This window comes from Flavobacterium columnare NBRC 100251 = ATCC 23463 (assembly GCF_002530675.1).
In the GTDB taxonomy this organism is placed as follows: Bacteria; Bacteroidota; Bacteroidia; order Flavobacteriales; family Flavobacteriaceae; genus Flavobacterium; species Flavobacterium columnare.
In genome coordinates, this window is sequence record NZ_PCMX01000008.1 from 1 (window position 1) to 15,907 (window position 15,907).

General features: G+C 32.8%; 13 protein-coding genes, 7 tRNA genes and 2 pseudogenes. 8 read left to right on the forward strand and 14 right to left on the reverse strand.

Annotated features, from left to right (window positions below):
- The 7 genes from B0A78_RS01425 to B0A78_RS01455 all read right to left on the reverse strand — a co-directional run.
- Positions 1-248, reverse strand: a 248-nt coding sequence (locus B0A78_RS01425) for a hypothetical protein (protein ID WP_133065777.1), incomplete at its 3' end; no start/stop codon positions are given.
- A 64-nt stretch (positions 249-312) separates the two neighbouring features.
- Positions 313-648, reverse strand: coding sequence for a PAAR-like protein (locus tag B0A78_RS01430; RefSeq protein WP_231138906.1), 336 nt, complete (start codon positions 646-648; stop codon positions 313-315).
- A 577-nt stretch (positions 649-1,225) separates the two neighbouring features.
- On the reverse strand, positions 1,226-3,316 hold the full coding sequence (locus tag B0A78_RS01435; protein WP_077225656.1) for a peptidylprolyl isomerase: 2,091 nt from the start codon (positions 3,314-3,316) through the stop codon (positions 1,226-1,228).
- A gap of 81 nt (positions 3,317-3,397) precedes the next feature.
- Positions 3,398-3,607, reverse strand: a complete 210-nt coding sequence (locus tag B0A78_RS01440) for a hypothetical protein (protein ID WP_041253187.1) — start codon at positions 3,605-3,607, stop codon at positions 3,398-3,400.
- A 93-nt stretch (positions 3,608-3,700) separates the two neighbouring features.
- Positions 3,701-4,255, reverse strand: a complete 555-nt coding sequence (gene lptC / locus B0A78_RS01445; RefSeq protein ID WP_014164990.1) for an LPS export ABC transporter periplasmic protein LptC — start codon at positions 4,253-4,255, stop codon at positions 3,701-3,703.
- Entirely contained in the window at positions 4,248-5,471 is a 1,224-nt protein-coding gene (locus B0A78_RS01450; RefSeq protein WP_065212975.1) for a hypothetical protein, read from the reverse strand. The genes lptC and B0A78_RS01450 overlap by 8 nt, the downstream gene beginning before the upstream one ends.
- Positions 5,456-6,196, reverse strand: coding sequence for a type III pantothenate kinase (locus B0A78_RS01455; RefSeq protein WP_014164992.1), 741 nt, complete (start codon positions 6,194-6,196; stop codon positions 5,456-5,458). Before B0A78_RS01455 ends, B0A78_RS01450 begins: the two co-directional genes overlap by 16 nt.
- Before the next feature lie 119 nt (positions 6,197-6,315).
- On the opposite strand from B0A78_RS01455, the gene B0A78_RS01460 reads away from it, so the two are divergent.
- From B0A78_RS01460 to B0A78_RS15050, 5 genes and pseudogenes are all read left to right on the forward strand, one after another.
- Positions 6,316-6,388, forward strand: a tRNA-Phe gene (locus B0A78_RS01460).
- A 35-nt stretch (positions 6,389-6,423) separates the two neighbouring features.
- Positions 6,424-6,496, forward strand: a tRNA-Phe gene (locus tag B0A78_RS01465).
- Positions 6,497-6,636: 140 nt separating this feature from the next.
- A pseudogene (locus B0A78_RS01470) lies at positions 6,637-6,984 on the forward strand (ISAon1 family transposase N-terminal region protein).
- A 145-nt stretch (positions 6,985-7,129) separates the two neighbouring features.
- Positions 7,130-7,744 (forward strand): annotated as a pseudogene (locus B0A78_RS01475) (ISAon1 family transposase).
- Between the two features lie 88 nt (positions 7,745-7,832).
- Complete coding sequence (locus B0A78_RS15050; RefSeq protein ID WP_394798095.1) at positions 7,833-7,958, forward strand: transposase; 126 nt, start codon at positions 7,833-7,835, stop codon at positions 7,956-7,958.
- A gap of 134 nt (positions 7,959-8,092) precedes the next feature.
- Here B0A78_RS15050 and B0A78_RS01480 read toward each other — a convergent pair.
- The 6 genes from B0A78_RS01480 to mutS all read right to left on the reverse strand — a co-directional run bounded on the left by B0A78_RS01480 (position 8,093) and on the right by mutS (position 11,402).
- Positions 8,093-8,176 (reverse strand) — tRNA-Leu (locus tag B0A78_RS01480).
- A gap of 19 nt (positions 8,177-8,195) precedes the next feature.
- A tRNA-Gly gene (locus B0A78_RS01485) sits at positions 8,196-8,268 on the reverse strand.
- A 58-nt stretch (positions 8,269-8,326) separates the two neighbouring features.
- A tRNA-Leu gene (locus B0A78_RS01490) sits at positions 8,327-8,410 on the reverse strand.
- An 88-nt stretch (positions 8,411-8,498) separates the two neighbouring features.
- Positions 8,499-8,582 (reverse strand) — tRNA-Leu (locus B0A78_RS01495).
- Between the two features lie 19 nt (positions 8,583-8,601).
- A tRNA-Gly gene (locus tag B0A78_RS01500) sits at positions 8,602-8,674 on the reverse strand.
- A 142-nt stretch (positions 8,675-8,816) separates the two neighbouring features.
- Positions 8,817-11,402 carry a DNA mismatch repair protein MutS gene (mutS, locus tag B0A78_RS01505; protein ID WP_097609315.1) on the reverse strand — a complete coding sequence of 862 codons (2,586 nt, stop codon included), beginning with the start codon at positions 11,400-11,402 and terminating at the stop codon, positions 8,817-8,819.
- A gap of 139 nt (positions 11,403-11,541) precedes the next feature.
- Here mutS and B0A78_RS01510 point away from each other — a divergent pair, with 139 nt between their 5' ends.
- The gene (locus tag B0A78_RS01510; protein ID WP_014164996.1) at positions 11,542-12,060 is read left to right on the forward strand and encodes a DUF1573 domain-containing protein; all 519 of its coding nucleotides are present in this window, start codon (positions 11,542-11,544) and stop codon (positions 12,058-12,060) included.
- Between the two features lie 169 nt (positions 12,061-12,229).
- A complete protein-coding gene (locus B0A78_RS01515) occupies positions 12,230-12,763 on the forward strand; it encodes an RNA methyltransferase (RefSeq protein ID WP_014164997.1) in 534 nt (177 codons plus the stop codon).
- 50 nt (positions 12,764-12,813) lie between these two features.
- On the opposite strand, the gene folK is transcribed toward B0A78_RS01515, so the two are convergent.
- Positions 12,814-13,950, reverse strand: coding sequence for a 2-amino-4-hydroxy-6-hydroxymethyldihydropteridine diphosphokinase (gene folK / locus B0A78_RS01520; RefSeq protein WP_014164998.1), 1,137 nt, complete (start codon positions 13,948-13,950; stop codon positions 12,814-12,816).
- Positions 13,951-14,070: 120 nt separating this feature from the next.
- Here folK and sppA point away from each other — a divergent pair, with 120 nt between their 5' ends.
- Positions 14,071-15,840 carry a signal peptide peptidase SppA gene (gene sppA / locus B0A78_RS01525; RefSeq protein WP_077225657.1) on the forward strand — a complete coding sequence of 590 codons (1,770 nt, stop codon included), beginning with the start codon at positions 14,071-14,073 and terminating at the stop codon, positions 15,838-15,840.
- Positions 15,841-15,907 lie beyond the last annotated feature (67 nt).

A 15,907-nucleotide genomic window follows, 5' to 3' on the forward strand; every position in this document is an offset into this window, starting at 1 on the left:
TATCCTTCCAATCGGTAGGTTTCTCCTACTGAGGATTCGCCAAAGGTAAAACTGCTGTCTCCTTTTTTCTTAATATGGGTGGTGGTAAATCTACCATCGCTTCTTTTTTTGAATAGTTCCCAGGTAACCTTTGCTTGTTCTCTTTCGGATATCGGGGTATTAGGGTACCATTCGGATATGTGATAGGTGTATTTTTCGCCTACTGTGGGCGAGGTTACTCCTGATATTGCGGATATGCCTTTTTTCATTATATATTTGTGTTTTTATTACCAAGCTTCGTTGTTTTTACTGCTGATTTCTTCTTGAAATTCTTCAAAATTCATAATGGGGTTGTATAAATGTTGTTCTCGTGGATTGGCTTTTACTGCTTTGACTTTGTTGTCCGTGTTTTAAAATCGTTATTTTACCTCCTGTACTGCACATTAATTCGGATATTTCGGTAACGCATTTTTTGTCTAAAATTTTTACTTTGTCGTAGGTTTTACTCCATTTTCCGGCTGCTACTTCTGCCTCTAATAAGTCTTCTAAAGCGCAATATAGGTTGTGAGATGCTCGAAGATGGGCTCCGTCTTTTGTAGCAAATTTTTCAGCTAAGGAGTTTAGGGTGTCTCCTTTTTGTACTACCTGTACAGACCAACTGATGTTCATAAGTTTAAAAACAGAATACAATGACATTTGTTTTTTTTCTATTAGCAAATTTAAAAATTTCGCATTAAATAATATATTTTAATTATTTAACTAAATGTAATTTGTTTTTTATTTTTTTATTTACACATGTGTGTTTTTTGTAAATTTATCCAGCAACACATAACAATTTATGATTTAAAAATTTATATGAAAATAAAAAGTAACCAATAAGCTTTTATGACAATGAAGTTTATTTTTTTTATCGTTTTAGATGTTTTGTATATCTTATAATAAATTTTCCAAAAATCACAACTTATACTATTTAAACTTTAAAAACACTTTGAAAAACATTTGTATAAAATTCATAAGCTATAATTACGGCACAGCTTAATTTTCTGGGTATTAAGCTGTATTAAAGTAATTTTCTATCCGATTTTCAAGCGTTTTATATTCATTTTTATCACAAAGTCTAATGGTTATTCAATTTCTAAAATCGAGGGCATAAAAATCAGTATAGTAGTATGATTTTATGATTTGTAATAATACAAAAGAGGTTACCTAAAGGTAACCTCTTTTATGTATAATAGTTTTAGGACTATTAGTTAAATTGTGCTCTATTATCTTCAATTTTAGCATCACGTTTTAACAAGTAAATTAATCTACTTGCTGAAGACCCTTTAGATTGACTTCCTAAACGTGCTATAACTTCTTTAAAATCTTTAGATGGCGCTGCCTTTTTAGCTGCTTTTACTTTTATTTTAAAAACACCTGAATTACCTGCAATCAAAGGCGATACTACCCCAGTTTTTAATGAAAATGCAGCCCCTACTACTTTCGGCTCAGGCCCTACTGATTCAATGAAAGATCCTGCTGCTGACACGTCTTTTGCTTCTTTTACTGGCGAACCTGTTGCTTTAGCGACAGCTTCTAAAGTAGCTCCTTTCATTTTTTCTTCAATTAATTTGGTTTTTTTCTCATTTCTTAATTTATATCCAAAAGCATTTTTTGCTTCTTCAATAGACATTAAGCCTGAGTCATTAATTGATTTTATTTTTGCAATAACATGTGCATTGGGTGTTTGAAAACGTTTAACATCATCTTTATCTGCTGTAAACGCCCAACGTACTATTTCTCTTTGTAAGCCAACTCCTGGAATATTTTCATCTAAAGCAAACACTCTTGCTGCTGGTGCTACGGTTAGTTTTTCTGTTTTTACTGCTGTGTCAAAACCTTTTTCATTTGCTAATATTTCAAATTTAGAAGCTTTTGCGAATGCAGCATCACTTGTAGCTTCTGAAGGCAGAATTTTTTGAGCAATAGTAGCCAAACGAACTCCATCTTGTTTATCTGTTACTTGAATGATATGGTATCCAAATTCTGTTTCCACTAAACCTATTTTTCCTACGGGGTTTCCAAACACAAAGTTTTCGAAGTTTTTAGTCATTTGTCCCTTAGAAAAATAACCTAAATCACCCCCTTGTTGTTTAGAATTATCATCTGAACTAGTCATTGCTAACATAGGGAAAGAACTTGGATTAGCTTGCGCTTGTGCTAACAAAGCAGTTGCTTTTGCTTTTGCTTCTTCTTTTGTTCTATTTGCTTGTGGACCAGCTGAACCTTTGAATGATAATAGTATATGACTCGCTTTAGCATTAATTCCTGCTTTCTTCCCCATAGATTTAGAAATACAATAGTATTGCCCAAAGATATAAGGACCGTAGGTTGTACCAGGAGCAGTGTTAAATAAAGCTTCTGCGTGATCTACTGGTAAATCTTTTTTAGCAATATAAGTAGAATCATATTTAATATCTGAATTAGCATTTACGAACTCAATTACGTTTGATGTATTACGAAAACCAGCCACAGTATCATTTTTACCTGTCTTAGCATTATAGATTACTGAAGCGTTCATTAAAGCATTTACTTTCTCCTTAACTGCTTTTTCATCAGCTGCTGATGGTTTATCTTCAATTACAACATACTCTAATTCACGAGAAGGTTCTGCCTTATACTTCTTCTCATTTTTCTTCATATATGAAATAATTTCTTCATCTGTTAATTCCACTTTCTTATCTTCTATTGTTGAATAAGGAACAGAAACTAAATCAAATGTAACTTTATTATTTTCTAATTCATAGTTAAACTTACCCTCTGCTTGTGTCGTATAATAAGCCCCTTTAACCATTGAATTATACATTTGCTCTTTTGCAAACTGAGCTACTGATTTTTCATAGTTCAACCACTGATTCCATGATTCAGGCTGCTTTTTCATAGAGTTTAAAAACTCATTGAATTTCGCTTTATCAAATTTGCCTGCTGCATTTAAAAACTGTGGGTTTTGAGAAAATTGTGGATCTTCTTTAATTACATTAATCAATTGATCATCCCCAATTCTTAAACCTGTTTTTTCAAACTGGTCTTCTAATAAAACTCTTCTAATTTCTTGTTCCCAAATACTATTACCCGCTTGTGTAAAAGAAACTCCTTGTTGACTTTTTTGTAAAGCATCTACTTTATTTCTAAAATCTTCAAAAGTAATATCTACACCGTTAATAGTACCTGCATTTCTTGAACTGAACATAGAAGTCCCATTTTCAATTAAGGCACCTATTACGAATGCAAATAATGACAAACCTACAATCCCGGCTACCAATAGAGAACGCTGTCTAATTTTTGATAAAACTGCCATTTTATATCTTAATTTTTTAATTCAGTTGGCGAAAATACAACTATCTATGAAATAATAAAATAAGTTCGCTTTTATTTTAGCTTAAAGTTTGTTTTTTTCTAAATTATTATCTTTTTTTTCAAATTTCTTAGCAAAATTTCTCCTAAAGAAAAACATAGCAACAGCACCCAATCCTAAAAAAAAAGTTAAATAGGGCATATCATTCCCTGAATTTATTTTGATATAGGTATCATAAAACAGAAAAACTGCTGCAACCAAATAGGCGTATTGGGTATATTTCATATATTTCATAAGTTCAGTACTTTTTTATTGTAATCAAGATATTAGATCTTAAGTATTAGTATTTTTTATTCTTTAACCTTGTCTTTTTAAAGATTTTATTAACTACAAACTATACGTTCCTTGTATATTTTGAGTATCTAAGTGACTAAAATCCTTACTAAAATCAATCCCTACCCCATTAATAACGCTTCCATTATTGGTAAATCTAAATGGTTTTTGGGTAAAAAACCATTCATTCTTTTGGTCATAGTACAATTGTTCGGTTTCCAAACGTTTTCCATCATGAGTTGTAATCATTACATTTTGATCTAATTCTATTAGATTCGTTTTGTTGTAAATTATTGCATATTTAGAGGTCACTAAACTCTTATTGCCCATTTCATCATAAACCGACAAATTTAATCCCTCTGGAAATTCATTAAAGGGAAATTCTGCTGTACTATAATCTAGCATTTTAGGTGAAATTAAGACGGCTTTAATCCTGCCTGAATCAGTGTATTTTAGATTGAATTTTTCAATTTCACCTATAGGCTTAATTGATGTAATATTGATTTTCCGAACTTCATTTATACTGTTTTCACAAGACACAAAAAAAAGTGAAGCTATTAAAAATAGCACCACTTTAAAGACTCCTTTTTTTTGAAAAAGATTAATCATATTTACGTTTTACAAACCATCTATCATTAAACGACAATCCTATAGAAAAATTTATATAATTTTCCTTTATAAGGACTGATGCTGTAGTTCCTTTTTGTCCATACTCAAAGCCTATATTTACATTAGAAAAAGTGCCTCCTAATGGTAGGCCTACCCCAAGCGTTATTGCTTTATCTCTTATAGACTCTCCTTTAGCAACAACACCAATATTTTCATAACGAAGTCCTCCACGATATACCACACGATTTAAGTAACCTGAAAAGGCATTGTATTTAGGAATATAATACCCTCCTAAAGCAATTTTGGCTTTTTCTTCTCCTGCTAAAGATTTATTATCATCTAGTTCTAAATCTCCCTTAGTGGCAAATGAAGACTCAAAACCAATGGCCCATTTTTTATCAATTCCAAAAGAAGATCCAAAAGAAAATTGGTTTCGATTATTTCTAAATGAATTTTTTTGTTCTGTACCAAAGTTAAGCTCAGCTCCTGTAACTGTATATATCAAACCTTTATTCTTGGTTTCTAGCACCTTTAATCCTAAGGGCAGATCAACGGTTCCTGAGGTAACAAAATCGTATTGAGAAATTTTTGTTTTATAAAACCCTCCTAACCGAACATTTCCTCCTCTAACTTGATATTCTGAACGCTCAAAAGTTGCATTAGCATTTGAATCGTGAAAAAATATTATATCTTTCTTAATTATCCCAAAATCATAATCAAACTCAGCTCCTAGACTAAATTTGGGACTTATCTTATACCCTAAAGAAATATAGGCTCTATTCATACCTCCTAATCCTTCTAGATTACGGGTGTTAAAACCTTCTTTGGCATTAATTTTATATCCCACATAGGAGTTTGCATATAATCCTATCCCTACTCCTAACTTATTCGTTAAAGGAAAGGCTGCCGTCAGATAATCAAAGGTAACTCGTTGGGCTTTTTCTTCAATAGAAGTATTTCTAAAATTTACTTTTGAAAAAGCACCTCCCATTGATAAGGTCGTTAACTTCATATTAGATAAACTTGCGGGGTTCTGAAAGTTAATATGAATACTATCCATAACAACACCTATTCCTCCCATTGAACGATTTTCAACTGAATTAGCAAACTTAGTCTCACCAAGACCGTAAGATGAATAAAATGAAGCCGAACCTGTCTGTGCGGTATTTTGCAAAGTAAAAAGGAACAAAGTCCCTGAAATTATTTTTCTAAACATTGTATTTGGTATTGGTATATATGATTCAAACTTTCTAATAAAAAATTTGAATTCGCAAATATGGTATTTTTTAATCGTTTAGCCAAAAAATTAGCATCTCCTCCCGTTAAAATTATTATAAATTTTTCTTTATCTTTTTTTAGCTCATCAATGTAACCATCAATTTCAAAACTCAAACCATTAACTACACCTGAGTGCATGGAACTAATGCTTGAGTTGCCAACTAAATCTTCCGGCTCATTTAGTTCTAACAAGGGTAACTGGGCTGTATAATTATGCATAGAAGCATAACGAAGTCGAAAACCTGGAGAAATAGCTCCGCCGTGATAAACATTGTATTCATCTACAAAATCGTATGTCACACAGGTCCCTACGTCAATAATTAATCTATTTTGAAACGGAAATTGCAAAACAGCTCCCGCAGCTAAAACCATACGATCCACTCCGAGTGTATTAGGAGTTGCATATTGATTAAGAAAAGGAAACTTGCTTTCTCTAGAAATCTGCACAACATTCCATTTTTTTTGAAGCCAAACAATTTGCTTTTTTTCTAATTTACCAACAGAAGAGAGTATTAAATCCTTGCATAAAGGATATTTCTCTAAAAAAAATTCCATTTCAGATAAAATTTTTTCAAGTGAAAAAGAAGCTAACTCTAAAAACATATCTTTCTCTATAACAGCTACTTTAACTCTTGTATTTCCAATATCTACCGCTAAAACCATGACTTCTTTTTAATTATTTACAAAGATATAAATAGATTTTTTGAAAAAATGTTTTGCAGAAATGAAAAAAGCTACTATATTTGCATCCGCATTCGAGAAGCATTAACGCTTCAAGAAATGGTACCTTAGCTCAGTTGGTAGAGCAACGGACTGAAAATCCGTGTGTCCCTGGTTCGATTCCTGGAGGTACCACAAATCACAAGATGATTACGTTCAAAAAAGTTATTGGTACCTTAGCTCAGTTGGTAGAGCAACGGACTGAAAATCCGTGTGTCCCTGGTTCGATTCCTGGAGGTACCACATTAAAACCACTATTTTTAGTGGTTTTTTTTTATTTTGACAATGTAGCAAAAAAGGATCAAGTCAAAAATCGGATCAAGAACAAAAGTTGGGGAGAATTTAATTAAAAAAGGAGATTTTTGTCAAATTTAAACACTATTATGGACCCTATAACTCTTTTAAAATTGATGCTTCCTGATTTTCTAGTTGATTATTTTGAAATAATTTCAGTTGATAATTCAGAAGAAAACCTACATCTTTATTTTGAAGAAAAAGCAAAACCTCCAAAAGAGTTTGACAACATAGAGTTAGCCTCCAAAGACTTGACAGACGAAATAACAATTTAAGATTTTCCACTAAGAGGAAAGTTTGTGTATTTACACATAAAACGTCGTCGTTGGACTAATAAAAACACAGGTGAGATAGTTAAAAGAGATTGGAATTTAGTAGCTAAAGAAACACGTATGACGCAAGAATTTGCATCTTTTTTAAAAGAAATCAATCGATAACACAGCTATAGATTCTCAAACTATTGGTAGTTTCTTTGGAGTTAAGGGTAAAAAACTACAAAGACAGCATAAAAAGCATCTGAGTTCCTTTAGTTCTTGGGAACCAAGAGAACACGCGCATCAATGGATTATTTATCCCCAAAATATGGGGACACATCTATCAATTGATGAAGTAGCTTTGTCTCAGGGGAAACTTTACACTATTGTAACCAACAAAAAATTCAAAGGTAAAAAAAGTTCCTTAGTAGCTATTATTGCTGGAACAAAGGATGATCAAGCCATAGAACATATCCGTAAAATTGATCCTGAAAAAAGAAATTGTGTCAAAGAAATAACATTAGATATGGCCAATACTATGAAATTGATAGCTAAAAAATGTTTTCCAAAAGCAATACAAGTAACCGATAGATTCCATGCCCAAAAACGAGCCTTAGAAGCCTTACAAGAAATCAGAATCAAATACCGATGAAAAGCTATAGATATGGAAAATCAAGCCATAATAAAAGCAAAATCAGAAAACAAAACACATATTCCACAAATTTTACCCAATGGTGATTCCCCAAAGCAATTATTAGCTAAACACAGGTATTTACTCTATAAATCTCGCCAAAAATGGACGATAAACCAACAAGAAAGAGCTGAAATTCTATTTGAACTATATCCAGAGATAAAAACAGCATACCATTTATCTCAACAATTAAGAAATATCTACAACACCAATAACGATAAAAATGTTGCAATGTTAAAATTAGCCCATTGATATAGAACAGTAAAAGAATCAGGATTTAAAAACTTCAACATTGTTCTAAATACAATAACACTCAATTATCAATCAATACTAAACTACTTTGATTAGAAGTACTAATGCAGCTGCTGAATCTTTTAATGCTAAAATAAAAGCCTTTAGAAGTCACTTTAGAGGGGTAAGAAAGATAGATTTCTTCTTATTCAGATTATCCAATCTTTTTGCATAATCTCCAACTTTTGTTCTTGATCCACGTCATACTCCATTCTCTAGTAATAACAAAACTACAACTTTTATCTTGATCGCTTTGGGAGAATAAAACTTTAAGACATAAAAAAAGCCCTCTATAAATAGAGGGCTTTGTACTCAAGGCGGGACTTGAACCCGCACGAACTAATGTTCACTGGATTTTAAGTCCAGCGTGTCTACCAATTCCACCACTCGAGCGTTGTTATTCTAGTAACAGAGCGAAAAACGGGGTTCGAACCCGCGACCTCAACCTTGGCAAGGTTGCGCTCTACCAACTGAGCTATTTTCGCAAATTTAATTAGCACTGTAAATTACAAATTGGTTTAAAAAATACTTCTAAAAATTTAGTACTCAAGGCGGGACTTGAACCCGCACGAACTAATGTTCACTGGATTTTAAGTCCAGCGTGTCTACCAATTCCACCACTCGAGCGTATATTTTTTAAAACTTATGCAACCATGAACGTATATAAAGTAATTAAATTACTTTATCCCTTTCCTACTTTTGAAAGGATTTTTTGTACTCAAGGCGGGACTTGAACCCGCACGAACTAATGTTCACTGGATTTTAAGTCCAGCGTGTCTACCAATTCCACCACTCGAGCGTTGCTATTCTAGTAACAGAGCGAAAAACGGGGTTCGAACCCGCGACCTCAACCTTGGCAAGGTTGCGCTCTACCAACTGAGCTATTTTCGCATTTAATTTAAAGAACATTGCCTTACTTCCGTATTGCGAGTGCAAATATACAACAAGAATCAGTATTTACAAATACTTAAATAAAAAAAAATCAAAACTTTTTTTAAATATTTAAGATTCAATTCTTTAAATTTCTAAAAAATTATTTTTTTGCAAGCATACGCTTGATTTCATTTAGTTTCATTAAAGCTTCTACGGGAGTCAAGGTATTAATATCTAAATTCTGAATTTCTTCTTTTATTTCTTGCAACAAAGGATCATCTAAATTAAAAAAACTTAGTTGCATTTCTTCTTCTTCATTGCCTAAGTTCCCTTGTGCTGTTTTACCGTTTAAAACCTCCGAAGAATGATTTTTTTCTAATTTTTTTAGAATCTTACCCGCTCTTTGTATAACTGTTTGCGGCATTCCAGCCATTTTAGCCACGTGAATACCAAAACTATGCGCACTTCCTCCTTTTTCTAATTTACGGATAAATAGCACATTGTCTTTTAATTCTTTTACAGACACATTATAGTTTTGAATTCGAGTTAACGTTTCTGTCATCTCATTAAGTTCATGATAATGAGTAGCAAAAAGTGTTTTGGGTTGTGCTGGATTTTCATGTAAAAACTCTGCAATAGCCCATGCAATAGACACACCATCATACGTACTCGTTCCTCTCCCTATTTCATCCAACAAAACTAAGCTTCTATTGGATATATTATTTAGGATTGATGCGGTTTCATTCATTTCCACCATAAAGGTTGACTCCCCCATAGATATATTGTCACTAGCTCCCACACGCGTAAATATCTTATCAACCACGCCCATAGTTACGGCTTCAGCGGGTACAAAACTCCCCATTTGTGCCAATAAAACAATAAGCGCTGTTTGTCTTAGTATAGCTGATTTTCCTGACATATTAGGCCCTGTAATCATAACCACTTGTTGGAGGTCTCGATCAAGATACACATCATTGGCTATATACGGCACTCCTATAGGCAATTGTTTTTCAATAACTGGATGGCGTCCGTTTTTTATATCTAATACATACGTATCGTTAATTTCTGGACACACGTAATTGTTTTCAATTGCTTGTTGCGCAAACGAAGTCAAACAATCCAACTGAGCAATGAGGTTAGCATTATGCTGAACAGGCTTAATATAGGTTGCAACCCAAGTTACTAACTGTTCAAACAAAGACATTTCTAATTGATGAATTTTTTCTTCGGCTCCTAATATTTTTGATTCGTATTCTTTTAATTCCTCTGTTATATAGCGTTCTGCATTTACCAATGTTTGCTTACGAATCCACTCTGAAGGCACTTTGTCTTTATGTGTATTCCGAACTTCTATATAATATCCAAAAACATTATTAAAAGAAATTTTCAAAGATGGTATACCAGTTTTTTCAGATTCTCTTTTTTCTATTGCTTCCAAAAACTCTTTCCCTGAATTTGAAATATTTCGTAATTCATCTAATTCTTCATTTACTCCTAGCGCAATGGCATTTCCTTTATTAATTGCCACTGGTGCATCTGGATTTAGTGTATTACTAATTTTTTCTCTTAGCAATTCACAAGCATGCAAACTATCCCCTATTACTTTCACCGCCTCCTGAGTGCTTTTTAAAGCAAGTGTCTTAACTGGTTCAATAGCATCTAAAGAATCTTTTAAATACACTAATTCTCTTGGCGAAACTCTTCCAGCTGCCACTTTAGATATCAAACGTTCTAGATCTGATATCTGCTTAATCTGTTGTTGAACTTGACACAATAGATCTTGATTATCTTTAAAATAACCAACTACTTCATGGCGTCCTTTAATCTTATTTATATCTTTTAGCGGAAGAGCTAACCATCGTTTTAACAAGCGTCCTCCCATAGGAGAAAGAGTACGATCTATTACATCTAACAAGGTAACAGCGTTAGGATTATAACTATGATATAACTCTAAATTACGAATAGTAAAACGATCCATCCAAACGTAAGCATCTTCTGCAATGCGGTGAATAGAGGTTATATGCTGAATTTTATTATGTTGGGTTTCGGATAAATAATACAAAATAGCTCCTGAAGCAATAACACCATGCTCTAACTCTTCTATTCCAAAACCTTTTAGAGAATTGGTTTGAAAATGATTAATCAAACTTTCAGTTGCATAGTCTTGTTTGTATACCCAATCTTCAAGATAAAAGGCGTGAAAATTTTCACCAAAAAGTCCTACAAATTCTTTCTTATTCTGCTTAGGAACTAAAATCTCACTTGGATTAAAATTTTGCAATAATTTATCTACATAATCCGCATTTCCTTCAGAAGTTAAAAACTCGCCTGTTGATACATCTAAAAAAGCCACACCTAATTGTTTCTTACCAAAATAAACAGAAGCCAAAAAGTTATTAGATTTAGACATCAACACCTCATCATTCATAGAAACACCAGGAGTAACTAACTCTGTTACTCCGCGTTTTACAATAGTCTTGGTCATTTTGGGATCTTCCAACTGATCACAAATAGCCACACGTAAACCCGCCTTTACCAATTTTGGCAAATACGTATTTAAAGAGTGATGTGGAAACCCCGCCAAGGCCGTTTCACTTTCTGTTCCACTCCCTCTTTTTGTTAAAGTGATTCCTAAAATACGAGCTGTGCGAACAGCATCCTCTCCAAAGGTTTCGTAAAAATCACCCACTCTAAACAACAAACAAGCATCTGGATATTTAGCCTTAATCTCGTTATACTGCTTCATTAGAGGAGTTTCCTTAGGTGTTTTAGCTTTTACTGACAAAACGTTAATTTTTTTGATTAATCGCGACGAATTTACTTATTTTGGCGTAATATTTGATCAAATATTTTTACATTTGTGTATAACTAATTACAAGTCAATTATGAAAAAGGCAATACTAGCAGTAGCAACAATAGTATTTTTAGGAAATTTATCATCTAATGCTCAAGAAAAAGCAAAAAAGGCCGCTTCAAAAGCAAAAATGGAAGTAGCTAAAAAAACAGAAGAAACAAAATTTGAAATTACAAAAGTATCAGGCCCTGGGATGTATGTAGAAAAAGAAACTATAGACTATGGTACAATTGAACAAGGTGCTGACGGAAAAAGAGAATTTGTTATTGTTAACAATGGTAGCGAACCATTGGTTATTTCAAACGCTCAAGGTTCTTGCGGTTGTACTGTTCCTTCTTTTCCTAAAGAGCCAATTGCTCCAGGAGCAAAAGCTGTAATTGGTGTTAAATATGATACAAACCGTGTAGGAGCTATTAACAAATCGGTAACGGTTACTACAAACATGAAAGATAATCCTACCAAAGTATTGCACATTACAGGTAATGTTGTGGCTAAACCAGCACCAACTAGCCCTCTAGATGCTAAACCAACAGGTCCGACTGTACAGTAATTAAAAGCTTTTTTAAAGATTTATAAAGCTCTCCTTGGAGGGCTTTTTTGTTTCATTCTACTAAAACAGCAATTTATACCCCTTCCTTATCATAGATAATACTAACGAATTAACAACAGTATATACAAAACAACATTATTTATTATCGAAAGAAATGTAAATTTGTCCGATGAGAAAAATTGAGAATAGCGAATTAGAACGCAAAACAGTAGAGGAGTTCAAAGAAGCTCAAAAAACACCTCTTATTATCATATTAGACGATATACGAAGCCTTCACAACATTGGTTCTGTATTTAGAACAAGTGATGCTTTTTTAATTGAAAAGATCTATTTATGTGGAATTACCGCCACGCCTCCTAACAAAGAAATTCATAAAACAGCTTTAGGAGCAACTGAAACGGTTTGTTGGGAATACCATAAAGACGTGTTAGAGGTTATTGAAAATCTTAAAAAAGAAGAAGTTGAAGTATATGCTATTGAACAAGTTGAAAACGCAATATTCCTTGATCAATTTCAACCTAAACTTACTAAAAAATATGCTTTGGTTTTTGGAAATGAAGTTTTTGGAGTAAATCAAGAAGCTGTAAAACTTTGCCATGGAGCCATTGAAATACCTCAACTGGGCACTAAACATTCTTTGAATATTTCTGTAAGTACAGGTATTGTTGTCTGGGATTTGTTTTGCAAACTAAACAAAAAATAAAAAGGATTAAAGGTTTTTATATAAAATCCCTTTAATCCTTTTCAGTGTTTCTAGCAATTTAATTTTTCTTGTATTTTTTGCAAGATAATTACATAATCCTCCTGTCGTTTTACAAAATCCAAATCAGAAACATCTATTACTAATACATTTAATCCTAATTGCGTTTTAATATAATCTAAATACCCTTTATTAATTTTATCTAAATATTCTGCAGGTATTTCTTGTTCATAACTACGCCCTCTCTTTTTTATATTTTTGAGTAATCTATCGGTGTTCTGATATAAGTATACGTATAAATCAGGTTTGGGCATTTCTTTATAAATAATATCAAATAGGGTTTTATAAAGGCGAAACTCATCACCTTGTAACGTAACCTTTGCAAAAATCAAGGATTTAAAAATATGATAATCTGCCACTACAAAATCTGCAAAAAGATCAAATTGCGACAGATCGTCAGCTAACTGTTGGTAACGATCCGCCAAAAATGACATTTCTAATGGGAAAGCATAACGTCCTTGGTCTTTGTAAAATTTAGGCAAAAAAGGATTATCTGCAAAACGTTCTAAAACTAATTTAGCATTAAAATCTGCTGCTATTTTGGAAGCTAAAGTAGTCTTACCTGCTCCAATATTTCCTTCTATAGCTATGTAATTTAGTTTATCTACATCAAACTGTTTAATAGGAGCCGTTAGTTCAGCAACTACTTCACAAGAGCTAGTATCTGGACAGTCTAACAACAAACGATCTATATTTTTGCACAAAACAGGATGCACCCATTCTACCCCAAGATCCTTCATAGGGTACAACACAAAACGTCTGTTTTGCATGTGAAGATGCGGAATTATTAAATTTTCAGTATTTAATACCTGATCATCAAACGCTACAATATCTATATCAATAATACGGGATTCATAGCCTACTTCTTTCTTCCTTTGACGACCCATTTCTTTTTCTATACCTCCTATTTTCCTTAAAACTTGTTCAGGCGTAAAAGAGGTATGAATAAGTATTGCACAATTATAAAAAGCATCGCTTTCAAACCCCCAAGCAGGTGTTTCATACAACTTTGACACTTGTAGAACCAATCCAATTTTATTATGAATCAACTGTATACAAGTCATTATATGATCAAGTTTCTCCCCTTGATTACTCCCTAAAGATAATATAACTTTTTTTTGTATTCCCATGCTTGGCAAAGTAACTAAAAAGAATTGGAGAATAGAAGTATATTTGCATCTGTGTTAATAACTTATTTTTTCATGTAACTTTTTTAATTTTTTAAACACTAATCTGTAAAAAACAAAACAATGAATTTTTTAAAAAATGTATTAGCAAGCATAATTGGTCTTTTCATATTCTGCATGATCTGCTTTTTTAGCATTATTATACTAGGCACTTTACTAGCTGGCGGAAAAGAAAAAATAGAAATTAAAGACAATTCCGTACTGATATTAAATTTAGAAAAAATAACGGAAGATTATGCTGGAAAGTTTAATTATGAAGATATGCCTTTTTTAAACGAGAAAGGAAAAGGGGAAGGCTTAACAGATATATTAAAAGCAATCCAACAGGCTAAAGAAGACACCAAAATAAAAGGAATTTCTATTTTAAACAACACGCTCAATCTGGGTATTGCTCAAACCAAAGCTCTTAGAGATCAACTAGAAGACTTTAAAAAATCAGGAAAATTTATATTAGCGTACGGCAATACCTATTCACAAAAAGAATACTATCTAAACTCTGTTGCCAATACAATTTATTTAAATCCTGTTGGCGAATTAGAGTTTAAAGGCTTATCTAGCGAAGTAATGTATTTTAAAGATTTTCAAGATAAAACAGGCATCAAAATGGAGGTAATCCGACATGGAAAATACAAGAGTGCTGTTGAACCTTTCTTGACGAACACTATGAGTTCTGAAAATCGTGAACAAATTAGTACTTTTTTAAATTCTATTTGGAAGGCTGTAGTTGAGGATATAGCTCAATCAAGAAACGTATCTGTAATGGATTTGAATGCAATAGCAACTGATTTGTTAGCCCGTACACCTGAGTTAGCAAAACGTCATAAGCTAGTAGATATAGTAGCATACGAAGACATTTATCATCAAGACATCAAAAAAAGATTAAAAGTAGCTAATAACGAAGATTATAACACTGTAACAATCCTTGATTATTCCAAAGAATTAGCTAGTAATGAAGAATTTAGTTTAGGTGAAAAAATTGCTGTTATTTATGCACAAGGTGAGATAGGTTCGGGAGAAGGGGATCTAAATACTGTGGGAGAAGGCTCTATGAAAAGATCATTAAAAGAAGCTCGTGAAGACCAAGACATCAAGGCTATTGTATTACGCATTAATAGTCCTGGAGGAAACGCCCTAACCTCTGATTTAATTTGGAGAGAAATAGAACTAACCAAAAAAACAAAACCAGTAATTGTATCTATGGGCAATCTGGCTGCATCTGGAGGTTATTACATAGCTTGTAATGCCAACAAAATCTTTGCGGAATCAAGTACAATAACTGGTTCTATTGGAGTTTTTGGTATGCTACCAAACTTATCCGAAATCAGCAAACGATATGGTATCAATACAGAAACGGTAGAAACTCATAAAAACGCATCGGGATATAGTGTTTTTGAACCAATAGACACTGATTTTAGGAACTTTACACAAGAGGGTGTTGAAAATATTTATAAAACATTTGTAAACCGTGTGGCTAAAGGGCGTAAAATGACTTTTGAACAAGTAGATGCTATAGCACAAGGCCGTGTTTGGAGTGGCTCTGATGCCCTTAGAATTGGATTAGTAGACCAAATTGGAGGACTAGACGATGCCATAGCTTACGCAGCTACTATTTCGAAAGCAAAAGATTATAACACAATATCGTATCCTGAATTTGAAAAAAATTTCTTTGATGAATTTGAAAAGAGCGGATTTATAAGTTTCTTTAAAACTCGCGAAAATCTCTTAAAAGAACAAATTGGCGAAGAAGGTTTAGAAATGATTCATCAAATAAAACGAATGAATAATCGAAAGGGGATGCAATTAATACTTCCTTATGAGTTAAAAATAAATTAACGTATAATACAAAAATCCGTTTTCATATTAAAGCGGATTTTTTTTATGTATTTTTGTGTGTAAGCTA